The organism is Acinetobacter sp. SwsAc6 (assembly GCF_013391565.1).
Lineage (GTDB): Bacteria > Pseudomonadota > Gammaproteobacteria > Pseudomonadales > Moraxellaceae > Acinetobacter > Acinetobacter cumulans.
In genome coordinates this window covers 1-25,754 of record NZ_JACAXE010000038.1, presented here as the reverse complement: position 1 = coordinate 25,754, position 25,754 = coordinate 1, and the positions used below count along the sequence as shown (strand labels likewise).

Genomic DNA, 25,754 nt, shown 5'->3' with positions numbered 1-25,754 from the left:
CATAATCGGCGTGGCCCGGGCAGTCTACGTGAGCGTAGTGACGAGTTGGAGAATCGTATTCTACGTGTGAAGTATTAATTGTAATACCACGTGCTTTTTCTTCAGGTGCAGAGTCGATTGCAGCGTAATCTTTCGCTTCGCCACCGAATTTCTTCGCACATACAGTTGCAATTGCAGCTGTTAAAGTTGTTTTACCATGGTCGACGTGACCAATTGTGCCCACGTTTACGTGTGGCTTATTACGTTCAAACTTAGCCTTAGCCATGAGAGCTTCCTTTTTAAGCTACTCATGCAGGAACACTGCATGAGCATTAGATTTTAACTATAAATTAGTTAGGCAATATAGTAATCGAAAGATTACTCGTCGTCACCTTTTTTACCGCCAGATTGGAACTTAGAAATGATGCCTTCAGCCACGTTACGTGGAGTTTCAGCATATTTAGCAAATTCCATAGAATAAGTCGCACGACCTTGAGACATAGAACGCATTTGAGTCGCGTAACCAAACATCTCAGCAAGTGGAACTTCAGCTTTAATTGCTTTAGTACCGCCAGGAAGATCGTCCATACCTTGAACCATACCACGACGACGGTTTAAGTCACCCATGATATCGCCCATGTAGTCTTCTGGAGTTTCTACTTCTACTTTCATGATCGGTTCAAGCAAGATAGGATCTGCTTTCATGAAACCGTCACGGAATGCGTAAGAACCAGCCATTTTGAACGACAATTCGTCAGAGTCGACATCATGGTAAGAACCGTCGAACAATGTCGCTTTGATGCCAACAACTGGGTAACCAGCTAGGACACCATTCTTCATACGTTCTTGGATACCTTTGTCAACCGCGCCGAAGAATTCTTTCGGTACTACGCCGCCAACAACTTCTTCAACGAATTCGTATTCTTTCTCAGAATCCGCATCCATAGGCTCAAGACGTACGTATACGTGACCGAATTTACCTTTACCACCAGTTTGACGAACAAATTTACCTTCTTGTTCAACTGATTTTTTGATCGTTTCACGGTAAGCAACCATTGGTTTACCAATGTTCGCTTCAACGTTGAATTCACGTTTCATACGGTCAACGATGATGTCAAGGTGAAGCTCACCCATACCAGAAATGATCGTTTGACCAGATTCTTCGTCAGTACGTACGCGGAATGATGGATCTTCCTTCGCTAAACGGCCAAGAGCGATAGACATTTTCTCTTGGTCAGCTTTAGTTTTAGGTTCAACAGCAAGTGCGATTACTGGCTCTGGGAATTCCATACGCTCAAGAGTGATGACATTTTTCTCATCACAAAGTGTATCACCAGTAGTTACGTCTTTAAGACCTACACATGCAGCGATGTCACCAGCACGGATTTCTTCAACGTCTTGACGTTCGTTAGCGTGCATTTGCACGATACGGCCAATACGTTCACGCTTAGATTTAACTGGGTTATAAACCGAGTCACCTTGCTTAAGAACACCTGAGTAAACACGTACGAAAGTCAAGTTACCTACGAATTTGTCGTTCATGATTTTGAACGCTAACGCAGAGAACGGAGCTTCGTCAGAAGATTCACGTGAGCCTTCAGTTTCGTCTTTGTCGTCAAGGATACCCTTGATCGCTTCAACGTCAGTCGGCGCAGGTAAGAATTCAATAACTGCGTCCAACATACGTTGAACACCTTTGTTTTTGAACGCTGAACCACAAAGCATTGGCTGGATTTCGCAAGCCAAAGTTTGAGCACGGATACCAGCAACGATGTCTTCTTTAGAAAGATCACCTTCTTCTAGGTATTTGTCCATTAACTCTTCAGAAGCTTCAGCAGCAGCTTCTACAAGGTTAGTACGCCATTCTTGAGCTGTTTCAACTAGATCAGCAGGAATGTCGCCGTATTCGAACTTCATACCTTGAGAAGCTTCGTCCCAGATGATTGACTTCATTTCGATTAAGTCAACAACACCTTGGAAGTTATCTTCAGCGCCAACTGGAATCACAACTGGTACAGGGTGCGCACCAAGACGTGTTTTCATTTGTTCAACAACACGGAAGAAGTTTGCACCAGTACGGTCCATCTTGTTCACGAATGCTAAACGAGGCACTTTATATTTGTTAGCTTGACGCCATACAGTTTCTGACTGAGGTTGTACACCACCTACAGCACAGTAAACCATGCACGCACCGTCAAGAACACGCATAGAACGTTCAACTTCAACTGTGAAGTCAACGTGTCCCGGGGTGTCAATTACGTTGATGCGGTGTTCTTTAAACTGTTGGCTCATGCCAGACCAGAATGTAGTTGTCGCAGCAGAAGTAATGGTAATACCACGTTCTTGCTCTTGCTCCATCCAGTCCATTGTTGCTGCACCGTCGTGTACTTCACCAATTTTGTGAGATACACCTGTGTAGAACAAAATACGTTCTGAAGTTGTAGTTTTACCAGCGTCAATGTGCGCTGAAATACCAATGTTACGGTACTGAGAAATTGGGGTTTTACGAGCCATGATTTCTAGCATTCCTAAATTTTGTTGTTTAAAACAGGACGCTTTAAGCTGCAGAACAGCTTAAAGCGATTTCATGACAGCGCAATGAAAGCACTGTCAATTTTCTGAGTAGGGCCTGTTTTATCCGCTTAGAAACGGTAGTGAGAGAATGCTTTGTTGGCTTCAGCCATACGGTGCACATCTTCACGTTTTTTAACAGCTGCGCCTTTACCTTCAGATGCATCAAGCAACTCACCAGCAAGACGTAAAGCCATAGTTTTTTCAGAACGCTTAGCAGCAGCGTCTACTAACCAACGCATCGCTAGAGCAGTACGACGGGATGGGCGTACTTCCATAGGAACTTGGTATGTAGCACCACCAACACGGCGTGCTTTTACTTCGACCATAGGACGAACTTTTTCAAGCGTAGCTTCAAAAAATTCAACTGGGTCTACTTTTGATTTTTCTTGAACGCGGTCTAAAGCACCGTAAACGATACTTTCAGCAATAGATTTTTTACCATCTTGCATTACGTGGTTCATGAATTTAGCGATTGTTTGGCTACTGAATTTTGGATCCGGAAGGATTTCACGAGCAGCGACTACGCGACGTCTTGGCATTTTAAACTACCTATAAATATGACACTTCAGGTTTATCCAGCATGAGTGCAAAGTGTCATGCACTATTCGCTGGCCTTACTACACGTCGCTTGAATTTCACAAAATTAAATGCAGAAATCAGACAAGCGAGACGATAAAGGATTGCAGTTCTAACGAACTAAGAAGCTAATCTTTTCAGATTATTTCTTAGGACGTTTAGTACCGTATTTAGAACGTGACTGGTTACGATCTTTAACACCAGCGCAGTCTAAAGAACCACGAACGGTATGGTAACGTACACCTGGTAAGTCTTTAACACGACCACCACGGATAAGAACAACACTGTGCTCTTGTAGGTTATGGCCTTCACCACCGATATAGCTAGAAACTTCGAAACCTGAAGTTAAGCGAACACGGCAAACTTTACGCATTGCTGAGTTAGGTTTTTTAGGTGTAGTAGTGTAAACACGTGTACAAACACCACGACGTTGTGGACAAGCCTTCAACGCAGGAACTTTAGATTTTTCAACTAAAGTCGTACGACCCTTACGGATCAACTGATTTGTTGTTGCCATTTGGCAATTCTCCCGTTAAATAAAAGCCCCAAAAAAATACTGCTTTTTGAGGGCATGCAATTGTAATTCAGGATGTAAAAATGGTCAAGATTCGACTACTCATCAAATCTTGACCAAAAATTTCTTTTGTTGCTTTTTCAGCCAAACAAAAGCACATTAAAAAACTAACAAATTGAAAATAAGCATATTTATTTTTTCAACTGAGCATCCTTCTGTAGCGCAGATGTCTGGCCTAAATTTTCTTTTTCGCCCAACGGAGCATCATCTTGCCATACAGCATCCTGATCATTTGCTAAAGCAGCTTGCTGTGGTGGCACATCATCGCTCGGTGCAACTTCTTTTTCAGCCAGTGCAACTAAATCATTTGTAATCTGCTCATCTTGCGTATTTAAGCCAGATGCTTCGTCTTCTTTATCTTTAAGTGTCTTTTTTAACACTTTGACCTGTGTAATATTTTCATTTCCTTCAATATCAATGGCTTTATTTAGCACAGGTTCGATAAGGTTTTGCTCAATTGCCTTGACCGACTCCATAAGTTTTGGTGCAGCCTGCGCCAACAACTCCATTGATTTTTCATAGGCAAGCAACGGTGATAGCTGTGTGTCTTTATGCTGAATTAAATATTCACGTGCCTGTGAAAAGACTTGCTGTGCTTTTTGATTGACCTCATCCACCAAACGTAGACTATATACGGCACTAATACCTGCACCAGCCAATGGGGTTAAACGTGCAAGTTTATCAAGCAAGGATACTTTAGACAGCTGATTAAGCCATCCCAACTTATACTCCCCCTGTGCATCAACAAAATATTTTTTGAGCGCTTCTACATCATTGCTTGAACCTAGCATTTGCTGTAACTGACTCAAATCATGGGTTTGAATGGTACTCGACAGCGCTTTTAGCGCCAATAAAAGTGTTTGTTTTTCAGCAATGACACCTAAGTCAATTTGTCTAAAAATATGCTGCACAATTTCTTGATCACTTTCTTTGCTCAAATCAAAACCGTATGAGCGTCCGACTTGGTAAATAATCCTTAAAGACATTAACAATGACGCTGGGATATCTATTGTCGAACCCAAGACCCCTGTCGCCCCTGTCAATGCGCCTTGTAAAGATGCCAGCCATTTATTTTGCTCAACCAATGCCTGACTCAAACGCTTGGAACGATCTACATCTTGCGTCAACTCCTCCAAATCACGCACACCAGCTTCATCCAGCACCGCATCCACTGAACTCATGTTATTGCTCAACTGATTCAGTTGATCAAACAAATAATCTGACACTTTGTCGGAAAATTGTGGCGATACAAAATTCGCAACATTATTCACTTTACTGTAATGGCGACCTAAAAACTGGCGCGATACATTCGGCAGATGTTCACGTAATACTTGCTGTGGATTGTCATATACTTTAGATGTAAAAACACTTGCGACTTGATACTTCCCCTCAATCGCAGATTGTGCAGATGAAGCCCGTGTCAGCTTTGCCACTGAATCTGGTGCAACATGATTTAACAAAGAAGTGCCTGTACTACTGAGCTTTTTAGCCACTCCAACTGCATTAGAAAAGAAACCGCTTGATTGCTTATTATTCGAGTTCGCCATTCCCTACCCCATTGCCTATATTCTTACAATTCTCGATAAATACTAGGTGTAGTCAGCATTTAACTCAACCTGAATATGTATCTTTTAGTAAAGCAAAGACGCATTTTGCTCAGAAGATCGGAACTTGAAAATAGGCATAGGATTTGCCATAAGAAAACAAAAATCTTTCTGCTATTATGATTGCAATTGAAATAACTGAGTCCACCGATCATTCACAGGTGATGCATCTGGTATGAAGTGCGCAGGACTCGTACGCAAGCTATAAAGGATCTGCAAATGAAACGTGTTGTAATCACAGGCATGGGCATTAACTCATGTATTGGTAATACCCTAGAGGATGTAACGCATTCTTTACAGAACGGGATTTCTGGAACACGTGCAAATCCAACTTATGCTGAATTAAATTTTAAAAGTCATGTCAGTGCTGCTGCTGAACAAAACTTTGATGGTATTGACCGTCGTTTAAAACGCTTTATGGGCGTTTGTGCAATGTACGCCTACAATGCTGCAGCTGCAGCTATTGAGCATGCGGGTTTAACAGCAGAACAAATTGGTGGCAACCCTCGCTACGGTATTGCGGGTGGTTCAGGTGGCAACTCAACTGCGTCTGTTGTAGAAATGAATGAACTTTTAGCAACCAAAGGCGCACGTAAAGTTGGTCCATTCTTTGTACCTCGCAATATGTCTAACACCATTACAGCCAATGTAGGTGTAGCGTTTAAAATGCAAGGTATTGCGCACTCAATTACTAGTGCTTGTGCAACCTCTGCAGATGCAATCGGTTATGCATACAACCTGATTCAATTAGGCAAACAAGACCTTATGCTTGCAGGTGGTGGCGAAGAAGATCATTGGTCTCAAAGCCTACTGTTTGATGCAATGGGTGCTTTATGCTCTAAATACAACGAGACTCCTGAAACAGCTTCACGCCCATACTCAGCTGACCGTGATGGTTTTGTGATTGCTGGCGGTGGCGGTTTTGTGGTACTCGAATCTTTAGAACATGCTCAAGCACGTGGCGCAAACATTTTGGCTGAAGTCGTTGGCTATGCTGCCAACTCTGACGGTGCAGACATGGTTGCACCTTCTGGTGAAGGCGCAACACGCTGTATCCTTATGGCACTAGAAGAAGCGAAACAACACGGTGTAGACCAAATTGACTATGTCAACACACATGGCACATCTACACCTGCTGGTGACGTCACTGAGCTTAAAGCAATGGAACGTGCGTTTGGCGAAGGCCAAGTACCTCCTCTTAGCTCAACCAAATCGATGACAGGTCATAGCCTTGGTGCTGCTGGCGTTCAAGAAGCCATCTACTCTGTGCTTATGATGCAAAATGACTTTATTGCACCAAACATCAACGTGACAGAATTAGATGAAGGCGCGAAAGGATTTGACATCGTACTTGAAAAACGTGACGCAAAATTGAATACTGTGATGAGTAACAGTTTCGGTTTTGGCGGTGTAAACGCTTGTCTCGTTTTCAAAAAATGGGAAGGCTAATTTAAGGTCTGTAGGTTTGGCGCTTCGGCGCTAAACCACACCCCACCGCCCTTTTAAAGGGTACATTATGGATGCTCCTTCAGATGCTTTCCTCTGGGTCAAAGCATTACATATCATCGCCGTTGTTTGCTGGTTTGCAGCACTCTTCTACCTCCCTCGCCTTTTTGTCTATCATGCGATGAGCGATGACACTACCAGCCATCAGCGTTTTATTATCATGGAACGCAAGCTGTACCGTGGCATTATGTGGCCTGCAATGATCGCAACACTAATCACGGCACATTTTCTTGTCGATTGGGGCGATGCAACCCGACATTATCATGAAGCCTTATGGTTCTATCTCAAAGTTGGTTTTGTTGGGCTTTTAGTCATCTACCATTTTGTTTGTGGCTACTACCGTAAAAAGCTCATAGACAATGCACACTATAAATCGCATAAGTTTTGGCGCTTTTTTAATGAGATGCCAACACTGATTCTCTTTGCAGTCGTGATTTTAGTGGTGGTCAAACCTACGTTCTAAATTCACTCATGTGCACCTAATTAAACCTCCACTTGGAGGTTTTTTTATTTATCCGCAAGTACGCCATACAACTCAACCGCCCAACATACTTATCCACCCTTGCAATATGCAATATGTGTTTTCTACCACATTCTCAATACAAAAATTTTTTATTTTCAAGCTTTAGCAAGATAAAACCAAAGCTTAGGGATTAATCCAACCATCCACTAAACACAAAAAAAACCGCTGATCATACAGCGGTTTTACATTTTCAAATCTTGAGAGAGACCAACACCTTAAGCAGGAATACGCAGTACCTGACCTGGGAAAATATCATCGGCATTTTTTAACAATGGGCGATTGGCTTCAAAAATTTTATTGTATTGATTTGCATCACCATAAAATTCTTTTGAAATTTTAGACAAGTTATCACCCGATTTAACAGTATAAAATTTACTTTCAGGTTCAGGTGTAGCTACGGTCAATTGATCGTCGACTTGCGCAACATGGTCAATATTACCTACCGCTAAAATAATTTTTTCGCGGTCTGCTTGGCTTTGAACTTGCCCTTTTATTGTTGCTAAATCTGATGTGCTGTTATAACTCACAGACAGCCCTGTAACAGGCAAACCTAAACTTTTAACATGACCCAACAACTTATTTGCAATTTCTTGTGCAGACGGCTCTGCAGGCGTTGCTGGTGCAGCCTGTGGCTCAGCAGGTGCTGTATTCTTTTTACCAATGCCTTTTACAAAATCAAAAAGACCCATTGTTATTCTCCATAGTTTTTGATGTGTTATTAAAAATTTTTCTACTTCTTGTTTATAGCTAAAAAATAACCAATTTAGGATGCGCTTTGGTGATAGAAACGTAAGTGAATGTAAGTAGCATTCACTAAACCAGACACATAAAAAAAAGCCACCTCAAAGGTGGCTTTTAATTTCAGCAAGCTGAAACACTGAATTAACCAAGTTTTTTAGAAACATAGTCAATTGCAGATTGAACAGTTGTGATTTCGTTAGAATCTTCATCTGGAATAGTGATGTCGAAGTCGTTTTCGAAAGACATAACAAGCTCAACTAGGTCAAGAGAGTCTGCACCCAAGTCATCCATGAAAGATGCTTCGTTTTTAATTTCTTCAACTTTAAGACCAAGTTGCTCAGAAACTGCTTGTTTAACGCGTTGTTCGATATCGCTCACAGGAATTCTCCTCATTGCTTGTGGCGTTTTTAATGCCGTTAGTTTAATTCAATCTAAAAAATTTGGAAAGTTTATACATCAGCCAATTAGCTCATGTATAAACCACCATTTACATGTAAAACAGTGCCAGTAATGTAACTTGCCTTATCCGAAGCCAAGAAACTTACAGCATTCGCAATATCTTGTGGCTCACCCAAACGATTCAAGGCCACTTGATCACTCATTTTCTTACGAATTTCTTCACTTAACTGCTCAGTCATCTCTGTCGCAATAAAGCCAGGCGCCACGCTATTTACTGTAATTTGGCGACTACCCATCTCTTTTGCAAGACTACGACTAAAAGCCTCAATCCCCGCTTTAGCAGCAGAGTAGTTGGCTTGTCCTGGGTTTGCAAAGTGTGCAACCACAGAGCTAATGTTAATAATGCGTCCAAAACGTGCCTTGGTCATACCTTTTAGCACACGTTTAGATAAACGGTATACTGCTTTCAAATGAATGTTCAGAATATCATCCCAATCATCTTCAGACATACGAAGCAATAAATTGTCTTTAGTCACCCCTGCGTTATTCACTAAGGCAAGAACAGGACCATAATTTTGTTCAATATCAGAAATCAGTGCATCAATAGCCGCGCCATCACGCACATCTAATACTTTACCCGCGCCATTTTCAGCAAAGGCGATGGATAATTTCTCCGCACCCGCTTCAGAAGTGGCCGTACCCACTACAAAATAACCGTCTTGGATAAGCTGTTGAGCGATGGCTGCACCAATCCCTCGGCTCGCACCAGTCACCAATGCGACTTTGCGTTCTTGTGTCATGCGATTTTCCCTTCAGCCACTAAAATGGCATTTAAAGCATCTTCCATACGACTTTTTGAGTCGAGTGGGAACGTTTTTTCAATATTTGGCAAACGTTTTGCCAGATTAGCAAGTACATTGCCCGGACCACATTCCACGATATATTGAATGCCTTGATCCTGCACGTACTGCATAGTCTTCGTCCATTGCACAGATTGGTACAATTGCTCTGTCAAAGCCTGACGCAAAGCAGCTGTATCTGTTGCGATTTCCGCGTTGACATTTTGTATTACAGGTATGCTAGGTAGCTCAATGGCAGTTTGTTCCAAAGCTTGCGCAAACTGTACTGCTGCAGGTTGCATAAGAGCACAATGCGATGGTACAGACACAGGAAGTGCAATCGCCTTACCACCCGCTTCTTTTGCCAAAGCCATTACCGCTTCAACTTGTGCTTTATCACCCGCAACAACAACTTGGCCTTTGGCATTGTAGTTGGCTGCCTGTACAGAACCTTCAGCTGATGCTGTCGCTTGCTCACACAGCGCAATCACTTGAGCATCTTCTAAGCCCAAAATTGCCGCCATAGCACCTTTACCTTGTGGCACTGCACTTTGCATCAATTTGCCACGAAGATTCACCAGTTTTACCGCATCCGCTAAGCTCATCGCACCAGATGCAACCAATGCGCTGTATTCACCCAATGAATGGCCAGCAAGGTATTTTGGTGCAACACCACCAAGCTCCAACCAAACACGCCACAAAGCAATGCTTGCTGTAAGCAAAACAGGTTGTGTAAATTCAGTCTGGTCTAAACTTTCACCACTTTGGGCGATTTGCCATAAATCAAAACCTACAGCTTCAGACGCTTCTGCAAATGTTGCTTGCACGCTACTAAACTGTTCTGCAAGTTCTGCGAGCATGCCAGCTTTTTGTGAGCCTTGACCAGGAAACACAAACACGGTTTTAGTTGCTTGAGCCGCTTGCTCGAGTTGTTTAGCAGACATAAAAAATCCTTTATTTTTAGACAAGCGGTAATATCAAATGATCAATTTACCAACAAGTCTTCATGTACGCCGATATATGGAGCGAAAATTTACCACTTATTTTTGCTTTTAGTAATTGCCAAATACAACAAAATTCAGCACAAAAAAAAAGGGAGCTTTCGCTCCCATTTTTTCTACTAAGCTTGACGCTTAATACATCACCAATTATTCAGCAGATGCTTTAGCGAATAATTGACGACCACGGTAGACACCATCTTTAGATACGTGGTGACGACGGTGAGTTTCACCAGTCGTTTGGTCTACTGTTAATGCATTCTCGGTTAAAGCGTCATGTGAACGGCGCATGTCACGGCGAGAGCGACTTTTACGGTTTTGCTGAACGGCCATGATGGCTCCTTACAAAGATCGAAAAAATGGATCAGAACAAATTCGATTGTCTTATACTTAACAGTATAACACAAAAATTAGTTAAGTTTACCCTTCAAAGCAGCCAAAACATCAAACGGATTATCCCGTTTTTCTTCGACTAGCTCTTCTACGGCAGGTTGATGCTTATGTTCACATGAGTCATGCTTAGGTGACAAAGGCATCAACAATAACAATTCATCCTCTATCAGTGAGAGTAAATCCGCTGTAGCAGGCGCATCGTATGTGCCTTTTACAGTTGCTTCACTTTCACCTAAAACGATGAAATCAGCATCCTCATCCAAGCGCTCTATCAGTGACTCATCATCCACAAGAGCTAGATGAAAATCTGAAACGAGGTTTATTACAACGGGCTCCAGACAACGCTGGCATTCCATTGGAACATTCGTTTCAACATGACCATCTAGCCATACAATGCGATGATAGGCATCCATTGATAGCTTACAGTCTATGTTAATCAATTGATCATCAATTGATCCAACAGCTTCACGAGCAATACGAACAAAGCGAGATAAAGGCAGTTGACCTGACCATTTAAAGCCTTGTTCAGCCCATTTAAACGGCTCAATCTGTGCCGGAAAGGTATTTGCTGACATAATTAAGGCGGCAATTCTACAAATTCATCAGAACTCTGTCAAAGATTAAGATACAATTTTGTACTTATTTAGACAGACCAATTGGGTAATTTCAGTCATGCATCTGTTGCAGCCGCAAACAGAAGTGAATATTTCATCACTCGTTAGCACACTTTCAACGCTTGATTCTGACAGCTCACTACAGCAAGTGCAACTCTCACCGTGGGCGAATTTAGTATCAGAATCCCAGCAAGTTGATTGGCTCATCTTACACTTTAATCATTGGTTTTCCCACCTAAATGTCACATTAGTCCGTGGTGATTTTGAACCTGAGTATTTTCCAGCGGATGAACATAGCCCTGCACGCATACAGTTTGCCCATGGCTACTTCAATAGTGCCTTGCATGAAATTAGCCACTGGACCATTGCTGGCGCACAGCGACGCCTACTGCCAGATTTAGGTTATTGGTATGCGCCAGATGGCCGTAGTGCAGAACAACAGGCACTCTTTGAGCAAGTTGAAATTAAACCGCAAGCGATTGAATGGTTATTTGCTCAAGCCTTTGGGCGCAAGTTCCGTGTATCTTTGGATAACTTAACTGGTGAAGGTGGTGACGGTGCGCAATTTAAAGACAATGTCTTTAGCCAGTTGCAACGTTATTTTTCAGGCGAAGCCAAACTTCCTCGAGATGCAGCCCATCTTATCGATTGTATTTGCCAGTGCACCCGCCAAGGTAAAGCACTTGCCTTAGATGAATTTAAACGTGAAATGCTTGATTAAATTACACAATTCCATCAACTGTGCATTGCGCATTTGGGCTATGCACAGCCATAATAAACAAAGTGAAAGAATAACAACTTAATCTAAACTTTGGAGGACTCAATATGTTGCATCTACGTGTACATCCAGATAATCCTCAGCCCCGCTTGATTAGCCAAGCCGTCGAACGAATTCGTGCAGGTGATGTTGTGGTTTACCCAACAGACGCCGCTTATGCCATTGGTTGTCAAATTGGTAATAAGCATGCCATGGAGCGTATTTCTAGAATTCGCCAGCTAGATGCCAAACACCAATATGCCATTATTTGTGCCGATCTGTCTGACATTGCTACGTATGCCAAAGTCGATAATGCGATGTATCGCTTACTCAAAAACAATACACCAGCCATTACTACTTTTATTTTGCCAGCAACCAGCGAAGTCCCTAAGCGCTTAATGCATCCCAAAAAGAAAACCATTGGGCTACGTATTCCAAGTAATCCTATTTGCCAAATGTTACTGCAAGAACTGGGCGAGCCTTTACTGACTTCAACCTTAATTTTACCCGGCCAATCTGCCCCCATTGATGATCCCTATGACATTGAAATGCAGTTAGGAAAATTAATTGATGTATTGATTGATGGTGGACTCGGAACCTTAAACACCACCAGTATTGTCAATCTTGCTGGGGAATATCCAGAAGTCATTCGTCGTGGTGTGGGTGATGTCAGTGCTTTTGAATAAGCACTGACCACTTGAAATGATAGTGATTGTTATGGCTTTGGCATGAGTTGAGCCAAGCTTAACTTTTGCCGACCATGTTCATCAAAATTTGTATCTGCTAGCCATGCTTCATACGCCTGTTGCACAAGTGGCCATTCAGTATCAATCATTGAAAACCAAGCAGTATCGCGATTACGGCCTTTGACAATTCGATCTTGTCTAAATGTGCCTTCATATTGGAAGCCAAAACGTAAGGCAGCTTTTTTAGAAGGTACATTTAAATCATCACATTTCCATTCCACTCTTCTATAGCCCTGCGCGAAACAATGTTTTAATAACAAATACAAGACTTCTGTAGCAGCGGTGCTTTGTTTCATTTGATGGGAAAAGTACACATTGCCTATTTCAATGACACGGTGAACGGGTCGAATATTGAGTAAACCCACCCAACCCACAACACCTTGGCGCGTTTCAATGCCAAAATGAATCGCCTCAGGTACGTGAAAGTTTGCATCCAACATATTGATTAACGCTGTCTGCTGGGCAAAACCTGTGTAAGCCATATAAGTCCAAGCCACATCAGATTCACTTTGAACTACTTGCCATATCTGCTGGTGCTGAATTGGGCTAAGCGTATTGGTAGACAACAATTGAAGTTTGACCGTGCGCCCCTGTAAAGAACTAAAATTTGGCTCAATCAGATCTAGTGGTTTCACCAACGCACCTACAATAGCTATACCCTGATTTTGATTTCTATTTTTCATATTATTTTGTAAATCATGATTCATATTATTATCCGTATGGCTTAGTCAGCCCCGTTTTACCCCTCAATCCCAAGATATTACAATCATTTTGTCGTCAAAATGCGCGACCAAATAAATAAACCCTATATATTTTCAGGTTTTTTAGCATTTGGTCTGCTAAGCAATTTCTTTGAGTACAATTTTCAATTACACTAGGGCATTACTTATATGCTTTTTTCTTTCGATGTGAGATCGAAGAAAAATATCCTACATGCCTTTGAAAATTCGCGTGGCCTATAACTGCAATGAATGAAATTGTCCATGAACCTATGGAATCATCTACACACATCCGCGTTTTGGATGAGTGGCAAGAGACCATTCCAGAGGATTTATACATTCCTCCAGCTGCATTTGAAATTCTTTTAGAGCATTTCGAAGGACCACTCGACTTTCTAATCTACCTAATTCAAAAAAACGGCTTTGACTTATTACAAGTTGATATTGCCCCAATTGCAGCCCAATATCTGTCTTATATGGATGCAATGAAGTCACTCAATATTGAGCTGACAGCTGATTACATGGTGATGGCAGCCCTGCTTGCCGACCTAAAATCACGCTTATTATTGCCAAAGCCGAAATCAGTCAATGCAACAGAAGTTGACCCTAAACAAGAATTAATCGATCGCCTCGAAAACTATTTACGCATAAAACAAGCTGCTGAACGCTTGGGCCAAATGCCTGTATTAGAACGTGATACATTTGAAACCAATGTCAGCTTAGGTCAAACCTTACAAAGCAATGATGGCCATCAAGCCAATTTACTGCGCGACGCAATGCTGTGCGTATTTAACCGCCCAGAACCTGTGGTCCATCAAATTACGCAAGAACCTGTATTGCTTGAAGAGCGTATTGCTTACATCGAACAAAAATTACTGAGTGGCGAAGTTCTTCCATTTGAAGCCTTATTAAGACCTAGCCAAGGCCGTATGGGCATGGTTGTCACTTTTATGGCGATATTAGAACTGACACGCCAGCAAAAAGTTCACATCATCGCGTCAGGTGTAGAAGCACCGCTTGCAATTCAAGGAGCATGCGCATGAATACAGATCAAAATGTGTTATCAACACCTCAAGATGATTTGCATGAAGTGCTCATGCAATTAGAAGCCATTATTTTTGCCAGCGATACAGCGGTATCGATTGCGCGCTTAAAAGAAGCGTTTCAAGATCGCTTTAGCAAAACAGAATTACGCCAATATTTGCAACAACTTTCAATGCTGCAACATGGTAGATCAATTGAACTCGTTGAAACCGCTCAAGGTTTCCGTTTTCAAGTTCGTGCAAAATATCGTAATATCATTGCACAAACTTGGCCTGAGCGACCATCTCGCTTATCGCCATCTTTGCTCGAAACCCTTGCTGTGGTTGCTTACCATCAACCCGTAACACGAGCAGACATTGAGCAAATTCGTGGAGTGACCAATAACAGTCAAATTTTACGTACGTTGTTTGACTGGAACTGGATTAAAGAATCTGGTTTTCGTGAACTCCCAGGAAGACCATCGTTGTTAATAACAACGCCTCAATTTTTAAATGCTTTTGGTTTAACTTCTTTAAGCCAATTGCCTCCCCTGCAGGATGCCAAGGAAGCTTTTATGGCCCTCGATGCAAATGCACCGAAGTCATAAATAGGTGAACTGTTGATGATAATTTCTAAGGTTATGCTGTCATGAGTGAAAAATTGCAAAAGGTGCTTGCACGTGTTGGTTTGGGTTCTCGCCGTTATATGGAAGAAGTCATTGCCGCTGGACGTGTAAGCGTAAATGGGCAAGTTGCCCAAGTGGGTGAACGTATTGAACCAGGTGATGAGCTTCGCATCGATGGTCGTAAAGTACAGTTCCAAATTGAAGACGAAATTCGTCGTCGCGTGTTGATCTACTACAAACCAGAAGGTGAAATTTGCTCACGCAATGACCCTGAAAACCGTCCAACTGTATTTGAACAATTACCACAAATTCAAGGTGATCGTTGGGTGATGGTGGGTCGTCTAGACATCAACTCAACAGGTTTATTGCTATTCACAAATGACGGTGAAATGGCCAACCGCTTAATGCATCCGTCAAATGAAATTGAACGTGAATACGCTGTGCGCGTAATGGGTGAAGTAACTCCAGCACTCATTAAAAACATGACCACTGGCGTGACTTTAGATGATGGTCCTGCGAAGTTTGAATCATTCTCTGAAATTGGCGGTGAAGGTATTAACCGTTGGTTCCAAGTTGTGGTAAAAGAAGGTCGTAACCGTGAAGTACGTCGTATCTTTGAATCACAAGGCCTTAAAGTAAGCCGTCTATTACGTACACGTTATGGTACGGTGATTCTACCACGCGAACTACGCACAGGTCGCTGGATGGAATTAGACAAAAACGACATCGACAACTTAACAAAATTGGTTGAGTTGAAGCCGCGCCAAGGCACTGGCCTATATGGTATGGCAAAACGTCGTAATGAGCGTATGCAAGAAAAACCAATGGCTGCACGTCGTGGTGGTTTCTTACGTCAACAACGTCGTGACAACGAAGAACAACCTCAATCTTATGGTCGTGAACGCCGTGAAGATCAAGGCCAACGTCGTGAAAACCAAAATGGTTCGCATTTTGCACGCCGTGATAACCGTGATGGCAATTCATTCCAACGTCGTGAGCCTCGTAATGAGCAAGCATTTGGTCGTCGTGAAGAGCGTGATGAAAATGCACCACGCAAGCCATACGGATTAAACAAAGGCTTTAAAAAGTTCTAATACATTTAAAAGCTTGAAATAAAAAAGACAGATTTTAATCTGTCTTTTTTATTTACTGGACAAAATCTTTGGACTGGCTTTGTTGCCAAAGTGCATACAACTCCATATCACCAGCTGGCTTTAACTGCACAAAACTTAAACCCTTTTGCTGATGCGGATCTAATCGCAACTTTTCCGCAAGTTGTGCTGTAGATAAGCCATAAGGTTCTGCATCTGCATTTGAATAGGCATAAACAATTTTCTCAATACCTGCCATTCGCATCGCCGCCAAGCACATTGGACAAGGCTGGCCACTGGCATAAACCACGCAATCTTTTAACTGCGTAGTTTTTAAATATTGTGCAGCTTGACGTAAAGCATTGAGTTCCGCATGAGAGGTAGGATCACCTGTTGTCAAAATTTGATTTACACCACGACTCACAACTTGGCGATCTTTCACAATCACAGCACCAAAAGGACGACCACCTTGTTTAACATTTTCTTTTGCAAGTTGAATTGCTTGGTTTAAAAAATCAGCATCACACATTAGACTCTCTGCGTAATTTAAGGAATAAAAAAATCACATCATGCTGATTGTACAACAGGAATGTCAATCCACTGGCTATTTGGAAAATGGGTTGCCAAATATGCTTTCAAATATTCAGCAGTATCTTGAGAAATCAGCGCATCTTGCGATTCATCGTTCAAGTTGTAGGCCAAAGCATATAACTCCAAACCTCGACTTTTAACCGCCTCCAAGCTCAAAATGGTGTGATTAATGCTCCCCAAACGCCCAGACGTAACTAAAATCACGGGCAGTTTTTGCGCAGCGATATAATCAATTGTCAGCAACTTCGTGGTCAATGGCACCATTAACCCGCCTGCGCCTTCCAATAGCACAACATCGTACTTGGCTGCCAACTGCTGCGTCGCATCGGCAATTTTATCAAAATCGATTTCTCGGCCGTCAATTTTGGTGGCCAAATGCGGTGATGCTGGATAAGTAAAAATCTCAGGCATGGTGAGCTTGGTTTCATCTTCAGGAAACCAGCCCATACCCATTATTTTACGGTGTTGCTCAATATCTTCGGATAGATCCGTATTGCCTGTTTGCACCAGCTTTTGCGTAATGGTCTTTTGTCCTTGTGCATTCCATAGCTTTGCCAAGTAGCCCGTGGTGTAGGTTTTACCAATGCCCGTATCAATGCCACTGATAAAATAAACTGAAGCCGTCATGGCATTCTCCGTGCAATACAATAAATCGGGTGATAACTCAGTGAATATTGAATCTGACCCGACTGATCTAAATGTGAAAACTGTTGATAGGCTTGATAAAAATCTGCCAAGGACTGTTTAGTCCAACGAAACTGAGATGCTGTTGCAGTCACCCCTGTCGCTTTAAGATGCTGAAGCACCTGCTTAGGATGTTGAAAATATAAAGATGTCGTTTGCTCAGAAAGATGCAATATCTCAAAACCCGCTTGTTGTAATTTATCCTGTAGCGCCGCAATGGATAAATAACTGAGACCTTGACCCGTAAGGGCTTTAATTTCTTTTAAATTTTGACTGCCAAAACTGGAAAAACAAAACAAACCCTGCTCATTTAAGCTGTGTTTGACCTGTTGCAATACGGCGTCTAAATCATGTATCCACTGCAAAGCCGAACTTGAAGCGACCAAATCCAAGCCTTGCGGAAATTCAAGTCGCTCAATATCCCCAATACGCCAATGTAGACTGGTATGATCACGGAAATGCTGCTGTACTTCGGCATATAAATCATTGATAAAAAAATGCTGTATTTCTAAATTTTGCATCAGTAGCTGGCTTAAATTGCCAGAACCGCAGCCGATTTCAAACACCCGATCAATGGGCTGATTCAATATTTCAGGTGCATACTGCTGTATCAACAGTAGCAGTTGCTGTGCAATCTGCTTTTGCACCACGGCATGTTGTGCATAGCTTTGCCCCGCTTGGGCAAAACGTAAGGCCACTTGTGCTTTATTGGCTTCAAATTGCGTCATAGAGCTAAACCCATTGTAGCAACTGATCAATTTCAGTCGCTTGAATATGAGCAGTTAACGAAACCCGTAACCGTGCACTTTGCTGTGGCACAGTAGGCGGGCGTACAGGCATGATATAAAAACCTGCACTCTGTAAAGCTTGAGCTTTCGCCACTGTTTTTGCAGAGTCGCCAATAATGACTGGCACAATATGCGAACTAGATGGACAGTCAAAACCTTTGGCCCGCACACCTTGCTGTAAACCCTGGCTGAGCGCCATTAAATCTGTACGTGACTGTTTTAAGGACTGCGTGTGCTGGAAAATAAAATTTGTCCATGCCATGCAAATTGGTGCTTGCGCTGTGCTAAAGATTAACGGTCTCATGGTATTAATCAAGTAGTCACGTATGATGGGATGGCAAATTAAATAACCGCCTACCGAAGCCAAGGCCTTGCCAAAAGTCCCGACCAATAGATCAATCTGTTCGATCACAGCATATTGCTCTGCACAGCCCAGCCCTCGCTCACCACGCACACCTATCGCATGCGCCTCATCAACATATAACATGACTTTACTGAACTGCTGTTTCAGCCGTACTAAAGCGGCTAAATCAGTTTCATCGCCATCCATACTAAAAATCGACTCTGTCACCACGATAATTCGCTCAATCGATTCATCCGCATGATGCTTTTGTAGCAAGGCATTCAAATGCGCCAAATCATTATGGCGGTAGCGCAAAAACTTAGCGCTGGATAAGCGCATGCCATCGATCATGCTGGCGTGTACCAATTTATCGGCCAAAATTAAAGTTTTGGCATCGGCTAAAGCTGGCAAAATACCAATATTCATGTGATAGCCACTGTTAAATAACAATGCAGCCCGTCCTGCAAAAGCCTGACTTAAACTGGCTTCCAATTGCTCGAACTCAGGAAAATTTCCAGTGAGTAAGCGTGAAGAAGATGAGCTCATAGCACGTTGCTTAACAGGCGTTTCATCAAAAAACTGTTCGCGTAATTGTAAATCTGAAGCCAAACCCAAATAATCATTAGATGCCAAATTCAACATTTGGCGTTCATAAATGTGAATAAAGCGACCTTGCTGCACATTGGCGCTAAATTGACGCAAATTTCCGTTTTGTTTGAGTACATCTAGTTGCAGTGCAAAGTGATCTAATAAATCTGTATTCACGCATTCTGCTCCACATGCTGTGGCATACCCACCACAACAGCCACCACTTGCTGCAATAAGGTCTGTAGCTCAAGCGTAGAAATAACATAGGGTGGCATCACATAGACCAACTTCCCAAATGGGCGCACCCAAATGCCACGCTGCACAAATTCCTGCTGCAAGCTTTTCATGTCTACATTATTGGTCAATTCAACCACGCCAATTGCACCCAATACACGCACATCACGTACATGTGCGCACTGACTTAAGGGCTGTAAATAAGTGCTTAACTGAGCAGCAATCGTTTGAATCTTAGTTGACCAATCTTGTGACAGTAGCAATTCAGTACTTTTAAGCGCTACAGCACAAGCCAAGGGATTGGCCATAAATGTTGGGCCATGCATAAAGACACCAGCCTCACCCCGACTTATGGTTTCTGCGACAACAGTTGTGGTCAGTGTTGCTGATAGCGTCATATAGCCCCCTGTTAAACCTTTGCCAATGCACATAATGTCGGGTTCGACATTTGCCCACTCCCATGCAAACAGCTTGCCAGTTCGGCCAAAACCTGTGGCAATTTCATCAAAAATCAGCAGCACTTGATATTTTTCACAGAGCAATTTCGCTTGGCGCAAATATTCAGGATGATAAAAGCGCATACCGCCCGCACCTTGCACAATCGGCTCTAAAATCAGGCCTGCAATCTGTGCATGTTGCGTTGCTAAAGTTTGTTCTAATTCTTCAATATCCGACTGATCCCAAGCATCATAAAAGCCCACTTGTGGCGCTGGAACGAATAGACGATTGGGCAAACTAGAACCAAAGATTTGGTGCATGCCCGTTACTGGATCGCAGACCGACATCGCATTCCATGTGTCACCGTGATAGCCAGAACGTGGCGTCACAAAGTTGGTCTTTTGGGTTTGACCGAGCGACGACCAATATTGCACCGCCATTTTTAATGCGACTTCTACGGCAACTGAACCTGAATCTGCATAAAAGATTTTATCTAAACTGGGTGGGGTAATATTAAGGAGCAATCTGCCTAACTGAATGGCCGGATCATGCGTGAAACCACCAAACATAATGTGCGACATATTCTGTAGCTGGTCGGTCACTGCCTGATTCAGCTCAGGATGGTTGTAGCCATGTATCGCACACCACCAAGAAGACATGCCATCAATCAATTGACGTCCATCTTCAAGTTCTATGGTGGCACCAAAGGCTCGCTTCACTTTAAAAGTAGGCAGCGGTTGTGTCATGGAGGTATAAGGATGCAAAATGTGTTGCTGATCAAATTCTAGATCGGTTAATTCGGTCATCCATTACTCCATGCCTAAGGCTACATTGCATTTTTTTGCATGTTAAACCTGCATGAAGCAAAAATAAATTGCGAGATAGACCAGTTATCCGTTTGTTTGTGTAATTTTTTCTAAATATTGGCAGATTTTGCAACTTATGCTTTCAAATTCAAATAATGGAAAGCCATGAGAGCCACTCACCAGCTCAGTCTGAAAAAACTCTCCAGCGAAATCATGCAAATTACGCTCAACTTTGTAACTAACTAAAAAATCTTGTTTTGCAAATAGATGAAGCTGATGGCCTGTATAACTCTTCAAGATACTGACATTATTTAAGAATTCTAAGCACCCTAGCCCATCTCGCAAAGTCTCTAAATTCTGTGGCTGAATTAAACTTTGTAAGGTTAAAAAATCCTGCTTGGTATTGGACACACCCTGACAGACCATAAAGCCAAATTTTTTTAAAGTGGCAATCACATCCTGTGCAAAGGATTGTTTAAAGCTAAGGAACGCTGATTGATCCATTGCAGTTGACCACGCCTCATTCGCTACAAAACAAGGATTTGAGCCTAGAGTGATCAGTATTTTTTGTTCTGCAAAACGTTTTGCTATTTGATCCACCAAAAGTGTGGCCAGCTGTCCGCCCAATGACCAGCCGCAAATCACATCAAATGCACGGGCTTTTTCGGTATATTGCTGTAAAACTTCCTCATCCAAAGCATTAAAAATATTAATTAGCTCTACCGTATGACCCTGCCGTATCAAAGCTTTCTGTAAAGGCTGTAGCAATTTGGTGCCACCGCCCCAGCCGGTGATGAGCAAAATATGTTGATTCAAAGCAAACTCGAAAATATCAATTCAATAAAGCGAGTATAAACTTAAAATGATGATTCATTATTTTCCAAATCGACCAACAATGTAGCTTTATAGCCTTTCGCCCAATGGGTTTTAAACTGCTTATGCATGGCATCAATGGGAAAACTGCTTTCTCGCCCAATTTGCTGTGCCTTAGCAATATCTTCTGCGCGCATATAAGCAATCAAATAATCTTTACCCTCTAAGGCTACGTGAAACCATGATTCAACAAAAACGCCTTCAGCCTGAAGTGTTTCAATTGCCTCCGCTTTACGTGCTGTTAATTCTGTTTTCCATGCATCTACGTTCGCCATGGCATCTGGCTTTAATTCGATAAGTACGGCGCCCACATCCATCATACAATGACTTTTATTTTTAAATAATTCGTACTCAGTTTATGCAACTCTTATGCGATTGCAAATGATCGCAACGCAGTTCATCTAAAATTTGTTAAGATCAAAATACATCCATATTAGGGACGCTGTATATGCATATTTTCCAGCCCGTTTTTCTGAGCTTAGTCGCCGTATGCACGACCGTAGTAAATATAAGTACGCATGCTGAAAATCCACTCTTGGGCGCAGCAGAACAGAAGCAATGGGTGGGAAAACCCGCGCCAGCGTTTAAACTTCAAGATCAAAACGGCAAATGGCATGAACTTAGCCAATACAAGGGCAAATGGCTGGTGCTGTATTTTTACCCTAAGGATGATTCGCCTGGCTGTACTCAAGAAGCCAACCAATTCAAAACCTTATATCCACAATTTTTAAAAAATAATGCCGTGGTGTTAGGTGTGAGTCTTGATGATGTCGCATCGCATCAAAAGTTTTCTGAAAAACTCGGACTTAACTTTCCTATTTTGGCAGACAGCAACCATCAGCTGGCCAATCAATTTGGCATTGTCCGTAATCTTGGGATTATCAAAATCGCAAAAAGGGAAACGTTTTTGGTCGACCCTAATGGCATGATTGTTTATCACTACAGCAGTGTAAATACCCAAACCCATGCCAAACAAGTCTTGGCAGATATTCAAAAATTTTCTAAAAAATAAGAATTAGCCGCGTCCCTGCAAAACAGCAGAACACAAAAAAGCCTTTAGATTTTCATCCAAAGGCTTTTTATTTCATCTTATCCCAACAGTTCCCTCATGGAGAATGCTGGAATGAAGCAATCTTACATTTGTGATTGAATATAGTTTTGTAGGCCAATCAACTCAATTAAACGTAATTGTTTTTCCAGCCAATAGGTATGATCTTCTTCTGTATCAGACATTTGCTGGCGAAGCATATCACGGGTAATGTAATCGCCCTTTTCTTCACAAAGCTTCACGCCTTTTGCGAGTTTGTCACGTACTGCATATTCAAGTGCTAAATCAGCTTTTAAGCAAGAAATGACATCAGTACCGATCTCTAAATCATCTTGCTTCATGTTTGGCGTGCCTTCAAGGAACAAAACACGGCGGATGATCGCATCAGCATGCTGTGCTTCTTCCTGCATTTCATGATCAATGCGTTCAAAAATTTTGCTCAAACCCCAGTCTTCATACATACGGGAATGAATCAGGTATTGATCACGAGCAGCCAGTTCGCCGCCGATCAGCATATTTAAGTAGTCTACGACTTCTGGATTGCCACGCATATTAAAACTCCATACCCTTTTCAAATATTATGGACAACTTTATCTATCTTTGCAAAATCTAAAATGTGTAAGTTTATGATTTATATATATTTTAAATGATAAGCATACGCATTTGCAGTTCAATTCCGCTTAATTTTCACATAAAAAATAAGAACTTGTACAAATTTTAACTGCCTGTACAAGCTGATTGTTCAAAAAATAAGTGCCGATTAATTTTGTAACTATTCACAATGCTTCTTATTTAGCGAAAATATCAGCTGATTAATTCAAACCACCATACTTAAGCTGCTGTGCTTGTATACAGAGAAACACGGTAATGAATCTTCATGTATCGCAATCAAAGACAAGATGAAAATTTCCAGCACAGACAGGCTTAAGCTGAAGTCCAGCGCGCATTCTTCCACGCTTGCTGCTGTTTTGAATCTAAAAAAGTCCAAGCAACAAAACGGCTTTCTTTTTGTCCTTGCGTCATTTTTATGGTTTTCACATCCACTGCACCGCTTTTCGCTAAAGCTTTTAAGAGCACAGGCAATGTTGTTTTCTTGGAAACCAGCGTACTAAACCAAAGGCATTGCTCTGCAAACTGTATGCTCTCTTGCACCATTTGGCAGACAAATCGTTCTTCGCCGCCATCACACCAGAGTTCATTTTTTTGACCGCCAAAGTTTAGCACCACCTTGCTCCGATCAACGGGCTTGCCAAGTTTTCTTAATTTTTGCGTTGCGGTCGCGTTGGCTTCATCTTGTGAGGCATGAAATGGCGGATTACACATGGTCAAATCAAATCGATCTGAAGGTTTAATCACACCATTGAAAATATTGCTCGCTTTTTTCTGCAATCGAATCTGAATGCCTTTACGCAGATTCGGATTTGCCTCCACAATAAATTGAGCACTTTTAACCGATGCAGCATGTATGTCTGAGCCGACAAATTTCCAGCCATAGCTGCGATGACCAATGATCGGATAAATACAGTTCGCGCCAACGCCAATATCTAAGACTTGAACGGCGTGTCCTGTTGGAATCTGCCCCTTGTTGTTGGCACTCAACAAGTCAGCCAAATAGTGAATATAATCCGCTCGCCCCGGAATAGGCGGGCAAAGAAAATCTTTAGGAATATCCCAATATTGAATGCCATAAAAATGCTTGAGCAATGCTTTATTGAGCATTTTCACAGCGTTTGGATCAGAAAAATCTACCGATAAATCGTTATATTTATTTGGGCGGACAAAAGGTACAAGTTCCGGACAGCTCTTGATTAACTGAGGAAAATCGTAACGACTGCGATGCAGATTTCGTGCATGTAATTCCGATTTTTGCTGCGGAAAAGATTTCTTTGCTTGCGCCATGTGTATGCCAATATTCAACGGGAGAACAGAATCAACTGATAAGGCAGGGTCTATACCTGCAAATGAATCGATATTGTACGTGAATTTAACGCTCAATGACGCCCCAAACCTCTTATTTGTTTATCTGCAAATCAATAACCACGTAAACATCTATTCTTCTTTAATCTGGACATTTTTTGGTTGCTATAGCATTAAATTCCATTAAACAAAACCGTGGAACATTGATTAAATAGTGATCATGGAATACGAAGAATCAACAAAAAAGCCCAATCAGTGATGATAGGGCTTTTTACACCAACATAAGGCAATGATTTATATTAAATAAAAATAGTATTTAGTATAACTTGCATTATGTTAATTTTAGAATAAATTAAGAATTATCCAATTGAAATTAAAAAAAATATATATTTATAATTAAATGAACATCCAAGTTAAGAACTAAAATGATAAGAGACGATTTAAAAAAATATCCTAAAGCAATATGGGTACATTTTTATAAAAACCGTATAAGTTTGATGGCAGAGAATGGCATAGTCAAAGCAACTGAAATTCCTAAATCACCTTATGATCACCCAAGAATGATTTTGGCAGATTTTGAAAACGCTACAACAACATTAAAAGCTTTAATGAGACACCATTCTAACGGTTTATCTTTTTTCAAGTTTACAGCTCCTATTACGATTGTCCAAATAATGGAGCCGATACAAGGTAGTTTAACTAAGATTGAAATACGAGCTTTTAAGGAGTTATTTTTTAATACTGGTGCAAGAGAAGTAAAGCTATATGACCTTGATGGAAATTCTATTGAAGAATAATTTTAAAGCCCCATTTAACATAATGGCTGTTATACGAAACGCATTTGTTAGAACCCATTTAAAGTGTCTATATTCTCACCAATAAAAATGTCTAGTTTATGATGGTTTTTATCACCATGGACTGGATATAAATATAAATGCTGATCACTATGTCTGACAAAGAAATTCAACGGCTTGCAGTTCTGCAAGACGTTCGAGATCATCGTATTACCCAGGTCCGTGCTGCTGAAATCCTAAATCTTTCCACCCGTCAAATTACCCGGTTATTGCAGAAGCTCAATCAAGATGGTGTCTCAGGTATGGCACATGCCAGTCGTGGTCAACCTGGCCATCGTCGCCATGATGACTTGTTAAAATCAAAGTGCC

General features: G+C 41.8%; 31 protein-coding genes. 10 read left to right on the top strand and 21 right to left on the bottom strand.

Annotated features, from left to right (window positions below):
• The 5 genes from HYG93_RS17480 to HYG93_RS17460 form a co-directional block, all read right to left on the bottom strand.
• Window positions 1-265 (bottom strand): GTP-binding protein (locus HYG93_RS17480; RefSeq protein ID WP_256733378.1); only part of this gene is annotated, 265 nt, incomplete at its 3' end.
• Between the two features lie 92 nt (window positions 266-357).
• Entirely contained in the window at window positions 358-2,493 is a 2,136-nt protein-coding gene (gene fusA, locus HYG93_RS17475; protein WP_106986486.1) for an elongation factor G, read from the bottom strand.
• Between the two features lie 128 nt (window positions 2,494-2,621).
• Window positions 2,622-3,092, bottom strand: a complete 471-nt coding sequence (gene rpsG / locus HYG93_RS17470; RefSeq protein WP_064096978.1) for a 30S ribosomal protein S7 — start codon at window positions 3,090-3,092, stop codon at window positions 2,622-2,624.
• Between the two features lie 179 nt (window positions 3,093-3,271).
• Window positions 3,272-3,646, bottom strand: a complete 375-nt coding sequence (rpsL, locus tag HYG93_RS17465) for a 30S ribosomal protein S12 (RefSeq protein WP_002050319.1) — start codon at window positions 3,644-3,646, stop codon at window positions 3,272-3,274.
• A 188-nt stretch (window positions 3,647-3,834) separates the two neighbouring features.
• The gene (locus tag HYG93_RS17460) at window positions 3,835-5,250 is read right to left on the bottom strand and encodes an EcsC family protein (protein WP_106986487.1); all 1,416 of its coding nucleotides are present in this window, start codon (window positions 5,248-5,250) and stop codon (window positions 3,835-3,837) included.
• Between the two features lie 276 nt (window positions 5,251-5,526).
• Here HYG93_RS17460 and HYG93_RS17455 point away from each other — a divergent pair, with 276 nt between their 5' ends.
• Together HYG93_RS17455 and hemJ are read left to right on the top strand one after the other, a co-directional pair.
• Complete coding sequence (locus HYG93_RS17455) at window positions 5,527-6,756, top strand: beta-ketoacyl synthase N-terminal-like domain-containing protein (protein ID WP_106986488.1); 1,230 nt, start codon at window positions 5,527-5,529, stop codon at window positions 6,754-6,756.
• Between the two features lie 67 nt (window positions 6,757-6,823).
• Window positions 6,824-7,276, top strand: a complete 453-nt coding sequence (gene hemJ, locus HYG93_RS17450) for a protoporphyrinogen oxidase HemJ (RefSeq protein ID WP_106986489.1) — start codon at window positions 6,824-6,826, stop codon at window positions 7,274-7,276.
• Between the two features lie 275 nt (window positions 7,277-7,551).
• Here the strand turns inward: hemJ and lysM are convergent, their stop codons facing one another.
• From lysM to HYG93_RS17420, 6 genes are all read right to left on the bottom strand, one after another.
• Entirely contained in the window at window positions 7,552-8,025 is a 474-nt protein-coding gene (gene lysM / locus HYG93_RS17445) for a peptidoglycan-binding protein LysM (protein WP_106986490.1), read from the bottom strand.
• A gap of 193 nt (window positions 8,026-8,218) precedes the next feature.
• Window positions 8,219-8,455, bottom strand: coding sequence for an acyl carrier protein (acpP, locus tag HYG93_RS17440; RefSeq protein WP_106986491.1), 237 nt, complete (start codon window positions 8,453-8,455; stop codon window positions 8,219-8,221).
• An 86-nt stretch (window positions 8,456-8,541) separates the two neighbouring features.
• Window positions 8,542-9,276, bottom strand: a complete 735-nt coding sequence (fabG, locus tag HYG93_RS17435; protein ID WP_106986492.1) for a 3-oxoacyl-ACP reductase FabG — start codon at window positions 9,274-9,276, stop codon at window positions 8,542-8,544.
• The gene (fabD, locus tag HYG93_RS17430; RefSeq protein WP_120366236.1) at window positions 9,273-10,259 is read right to left on the bottom strand and encodes an ACP S-malonyltransferase; all 987 of its coding nucleotides are present in this window, start codon (window positions 10,257-10,259) and stop codon (window positions 9,273-9,275) included. The genes fabG and fabD overlap by 4 nt, the downstream gene beginning before the upstream one ends.
• 204 nt (window positions 10,260-10,463) lie before the next feature.
• The gene (gene rpmF, locus HYG93_RS17425; RefSeq protein WP_106986494.1) at window positions 10,464-10,646 is read right to left on the bottom strand and encodes a 50S ribosomal protein L32; all 183 of its coding nucleotides are present in this window, start codon (window positions 10,644-10,646) and stop codon (window positions 10,464-10,466) included.
• A 77-nt stretch (window positions 10,647-10,723) separates the two neighbouring features.
• Window positions 10,724-11,281 (bottom strand): DUF177 domain-containing protein, encoded by a 558-nt coding sequence (locus tag HYG93_RS17420; RefSeq protein WP_106986495.1) that lies wholly within the window; start codon window positions 11,279-11,281, stop codon window positions 10,724-10,726.
• A gap of 97 nt (window positions 11,282-11,378) precedes the next feature.
• Between HYG93_RS17420 and HYG93_RS17415 the strand changes: the two genes are divergently transcribed.
• Together HYG93_RS17415 and HYG93_RS17410 are read left to right on the top strand one after the other, a co-directional pair.
• On the top strand, window positions 11,379-12,041 hold the full coding sequence (locus HYG93_RS17415) for an elongation factor P hydroxylase (protein ID WP_106986496.1): 663 nt from the start codon (window positions 11,379-11,381) through the stop codon (window positions 12,039-12,041).
• 104 nt (window positions 12,042-12,145) lie between these two features.
• Window positions 12,146-12,763: an L-threonylcarbamoyladenylate synthase gene (locus HYG93_RS17410; RefSeq protein ID WP_106986497.1), complete on the top strand. Its 618-nt coding sequence runs from the start codon at window positions 12,146-12,148 to the stop codon at window positions 12,761-12,763.
• Window positions 12,764-12,792: 29 nt separating this feature from the next.
• On the opposite strand, the gene HYG93_RS17405 is transcribed toward HYG93_RS17410, so the two are convergent.
• Window positions 12,793-13,530, bottom strand: coding sequence for a GNAT family N-acetyltransferase (locus HYG93_RS17405; RefSeq protein ID WP_228198943.1), 738 nt, complete (start codon window positions 13,528-13,530; stop codon window positions 12,793-12,795).
• Window positions 13,531-13,790: 260 nt separating this feature from the next.
• On the opposite strand from HYG93_RS17405, the gene HYG93_RS17400 reads away from it, so the two are divergent.
• From HYG93_RS17400 to rluB, 3 genes are read left to right on the top strand one after another with little or no spacing between them, the layout of a single operon-like run.
• Window positions 13,791-14,585 (top strand): ScpA family protein, encoded by a 795-nt coding sequence (locus HYG93_RS17400; protein WP_117008092.1) that lies wholly within the window; start codon window positions 13,791-13,793, stop codon window positions 14,583-14,585.
• A complete protein-coding gene (gene scpB / locus HYG93_RS17395) occupies window positions 14,582-15,172 on the top strand; it encodes an SMC-Scp complex subunit ScpB (RefSeq protein ID WP_106986499.1) in 591 nt (196 codons plus the stop codon). The genes HYG93_RS17400 and scpB overlap by 4 nt, the downstream gene beginning before the upstream one ends.
• Window positions 15,173-15,213: 41 nt before the next feature.
• Window positions 15,214-16,284 carry a 23S rRNA pseudouridine(2605) synthase RluB gene (rluB, locus tag HYG93_RS17390; RefSeq protein ID WP_106986500.1) on the top strand — a complete coding sequence of 357 codons (1,071 nt, stop codon included), beginning with the start codon at window positions 15,214-15,216 and terminating at the stop codon, window positions 16,282-16,284.
• A gap of 52 nt (window positions 16,285-16,336) precedes the next feature.
• On the opposite strand, the gene HYG93_RS17385 is transcribed toward rluB, so the two are convergent.
• The 7 genes from HYG93_RS17385 to HYG93_RS17355 form a co-directional block, all read right to left on the bottom strand.
• Entirely contained in the window at window positions 16,337-16,810 is a 474-nt protein-coding gene (locus HYG93_RS17385; protein ID WP_106986501.1) for a nucleoside deaminase, read from the bottom strand.
• A 38-nt stretch (window positions 16,811-16,848) separates the two neighbouring features.
• Window positions 16,849-17,499, bottom strand: a complete 651-nt coding sequence (gene bioD, locus HYG93_RS17380) for a dethiobiotin synthase (RefSeq protein WP_106986502.1) — start codon at window positions 17,497-17,499, stop codon at window positions 16,849-16,851.
• A complete protein-coding gene (bioC, locus tag HYG93_RS17375; RefSeq protein WP_120366237.1) occupies window positions 17,496-18,284 on the bottom strand; it encodes a malonyl-ACP O-methyltransferase BioC in 789 nt (262 codons plus the stop codon). Before bioC ends, bioD begins: the two co-directional genes overlap by 4 nt.
• A 4-nt stretch (window positions 18,285-18,288) precedes the next feature.
• The gene (locus HYG93_RS17370; protein WP_120366238.1) at window positions 18,289-19,452 is read right to left on the bottom strand and encodes an 8-amino-7-oxononanoate synthase; all 1,164 of its coding nucleotides are present in this window, start codon (window positions 19,450-19,452) and stop codon (window positions 18,289-18,291) included.
• Window positions 19,449-20,753: an adenosylmethionine--8-amino-7-oxononanoate transaminase gene (gene bioA / locus HYG93_RS17365; RefSeq protein ID WP_178962719.1), complete on the bottom strand. Its 1,305-nt coding sequence runs from the start codon at window positions 20,751-20,753 to the stop codon at window positions 19,449-19,451. The genes HYG93_RS17370 and bioA overlap by 4 nt, the downstream gene beginning before the upstream one ends.
• A gap of 84 nt (window positions 20,754-20,837) precedes the next feature.
• A complete protein-coding gene (locus tag HYG93_RS17360; protein ID WP_106986506.1) occupies window positions 20,838-21,569 on the bottom strand; it encodes a hydrolase in 732 nt (243 codons plus the stop codon).
• A 41-nt stretch (window positions 21,570-21,610) separates the two neighbouring features.
• Window positions 21,611-21,943 carry a DUF6176 family protein gene (locus HYG93_RS17355; RefSeq protein ID WP_171501794.1) on the bottom strand — a complete coding sequence of 111 codons (333 nt, stop codon included), beginning with the start codon at window positions 21,941-21,943 and terminating at the stop codon, window positions 21,611-21,613.
• A 131-nt stretch (window positions 21,944-22,074) separates the two neighbouring features.
• On the opposite strand from HYG93_RS17355, the gene HYG93_RS17350 reads away from it, so the two are divergent.
• On the top strand, window positions 22,075-22,638 hold the full coding sequence (locus HYG93_RS17350) for a peroxiredoxin (protein ID WP_106986508.1): 564 nt from the start codon (window positions 22,075-22,077) through the stop codon (window positions 22,636-22,638).
• 122 nt (window positions 22,639-22,760) lie between these two features.
• Here HYG93_RS17350 and bfr read toward each other — a convergent pair whose 3' ends face one another.
• Both bfr and rlmF read right to left on the bottom strand, forming a co-directional pair.
• Window positions 22,761-23,225 (bottom strand): bacterioferritin, encoded by a 465-nt coding sequence (gene bfr / locus HYG93_RS17345; protein WP_106986509.1) that lies wholly within the window; start codon window positions 23,223-23,225, stop codon window positions 22,761-22,763.
• A 373-nt stretch (window positions 23,226-23,598) separates the two neighbouring features.
• Window positions 23,599-24,573 (bottom strand): 23S rRNA (adenine(1618)-N(6))-methyltransferase RlmF, encoded by a 975-nt coding sequence (rlmF, locus tag HYG93_RS17340; protein WP_117008100.1) that lies wholly within the window; start codon window positions 24,571-24,573, stop codon window positions 23,599-23,601.
• Between the two features lie 443 nt (window positions 24,574-25,016).
• Here rlmF and HYG93_RS17335 point away from each other — a divergent pair, with 443 nt between their 5' ends.
• Both HYG93_RS17335 and HYG93_RS17330 read left to right on the top strand, forming a co-directional pair.
• On the top strand, window positions 25,017-25,388 hold the full coding sequence (locus HYG93_RS17335) for a rod shape-determining protein (RefSeq protein WP_106986512.1): 372 nt from the start codon (window positions 25,017-25,019) through the stop codon (window positions 25,386-25,388).
• A 137-nt stretch (window positions 25,389-25,525) separates the two neighbouring features.
• On the top strand, window positions 25,526-25,754 hold a 229-nt coding region (locus tag HYG93_RS17330), incomplete at its 3' end, for a helix-turn-helix domain-containing protein (RefSeq protein WP_178962718.1).

What these genes read in the sequence shown, in the direction of transcription:
- fabD (WP_120366236.1), bottom strand. Translation starts at nt 10,259, where the DNA reads ATGTCTGCTAAACAACTCGAGCAAGCGGCTCAAGCAACTAAAACCGTG.
- bioC (WP_120366237.1), bottom strand. Translation starts at nt 18,284, where the DNA reads ATGACGCAATTTGAAGCCAATAAAGCACAAGTGGCCTTACGTTTTGCC.
- HYG93_RS17410 (WP_106986497.1), top strand. Translation starts at nt 12,146, where the DNA reads ATGTTGCATCTACGTGTACATCCAGATAATCCTCAGCCCCGCTTGATT.
- fabG (WP_106986492.1), bottom strand. Translation starts at nt 9,276, where the DNA reads ATGACACAAGAACGCAAAGTCGCATTGGTGACTGGTGCGAGCCGAGGG.
- rpsL (WP_002050319.1), bottom strand. Translation starts at nt 3,646, where the DNA reads ATGGCAACAACAAATCAGTTGATCCGTAAGGGTCGTACGACTTTAGTT.
- rlmF (WP_117008100.1), bottom strand. Translation starts at nt 24,573, where the DNA reads ATGGCGCAAGCAAAGAAATCTTTTCCGCAGCAAAAATCGGAATTACAT.
- fusA (WP_106986486.1), bottom strand. Translation starts at nt 2,493, where the DNA reads ATGGCTCGTAAAACCCCAATTTCTCAGTACCGTAACATTGGTATTTCA.
- bioD (WP_106986502.1), bottom strand. Translation starts at nt 17,499, where the DNA reads ATGACGGCTTCAGTTTATTTTATCAGTGGCATTGATACGGGCATTGGT.
- bfr (WP_106986509.1), bottom strand. Translation starts at nt 23,225, where the DNA reads ATGCGTGGCAATCCAGAAGTCGTAGACTACTTAAATATGCTGATCGGC.
- rpsG (WP_064096978.1), bottom strand. Translation starts at nt 3,092, where the DNA reads ATGCCAAGACGTCGCGTAGTCGCTGCTCGTGAAATCCTTCCGGATCCA.
- HYG93_RS17415 (WP_106986496.1), top strand. Translation starts at nt 11,379, where the DNA reads ATGCATCTGTTGCAGCCGCAAACAGAAGTGAATATTTCATCACTCGTT.
- HYG93_RS17420 (WP_106986495.1), bottom strand. Translation starts at nt 11,281, where the DNA reads ATGTCAGCAAATACCTTTCCGGCACAGATTGAGCCGTTTAAATGGGCT.
- HYG93_RS17335 (WP_106986512.1), top strand. Translation starts at nt 25,017, where the DNA reads ATGATAAGAGACGATTTAAAAAAATATCCTAAAGCAATATGGGTACAT.
- HYG93_RS17460 (WP_106986487.1), bottom strand. Translation starts at nt 5,250, where the DNA reads ATGGCGAACTCGAATAATAAGCAATCAAGCGGTTTCTTTTCTAATGCA.
- HYG93_RS17385 (WP_106986501.1), bottom strand. Translation starts at nt 16,810, where the DNA reads ATGTGTGATGCTGATTTTTTAAACCAAGCAATTCAACTTGCAAAAGAA.
- HYG93_RS17405 (WP_228198943.1), bottom strand. Translation starts at nt 13,530, where the DNA reads ATGAATCATGATTTACAAAATAATATGAAAAATAGAAATCAAAATCAG.
- HYG93_RS17455 (WP_106986488.1), top strand. Translation starts at nt 5,527, where the DNA reads ATGAAACGTGTTGTAATCACAGGCATGGGCATTAACTCATGTATTGGT.
- HYG93_RS17400 (WP_117008092.1), top strand. Translation starts at nt 13,791, where the DNA reads ATGAATGAAATTGTCCATGAACCTATGGAATCATCTACACACATCCGC.
- scpB (WP_106986499.1), top strand. Translation starts at nt 14,582, where the DNA reads ATGAATACAGATCAAAATGTGTTATCAACACCTCAAGATGATTTGCAT.
- HYG93_RS17355 (WP_171501794.1), bottom strand. Translation starts at nt 21,943, where the DNA reads ATGGATGTGGGCGCCGTACTTATCGAATTAAAGCCAGATGCCATGGCG.
- lysM (WP_106986490.1), bottom strand. Translation starts at nt 8,025, where the DNA reads ATGGGTCTTTTTGATTTTGTAAAAGGCATTGGTAAAAAGAATACAGCA.
- bioA (WP_178962719.1), bottom strand. Translation starts at nt 20,753, where the DNA reads ATGACCGAATTAACCGATCTAGAATTTGATCAGCAACACATTTTGCAT.
- rpmF (WP_106986494.1), bottom strand. Translation starts at nt 10,646, where the DNA reads ATGGCCGTTCAGCAAAACCGTAAAAGTCGCTCTCGCCGTGACATGCGC.
- rluB (WP_106986500.1), top strand. Translation starts at nt 15,214, where the DNA reads ATGAGTGAAAAATTGCAAAAGGTGCTTGCACGTGTTGGTTTGGGTTCT.
- hemJ (WP_106986489.1), top strand. Translation starts at nt 6,824, where the DNA reads ATGGATGCTCCTTCAGATGCTTTCCTCTGGGTCAAAGCATTACATATC.
- HYG93_RS17350 (WP_106986508.1), top strand. Translation starts at nt 22,075, where the DNA reads ATGCATATTTTCCAGCCCGTTTTTCTGAGCTTAGTCGCCGTATGCACG.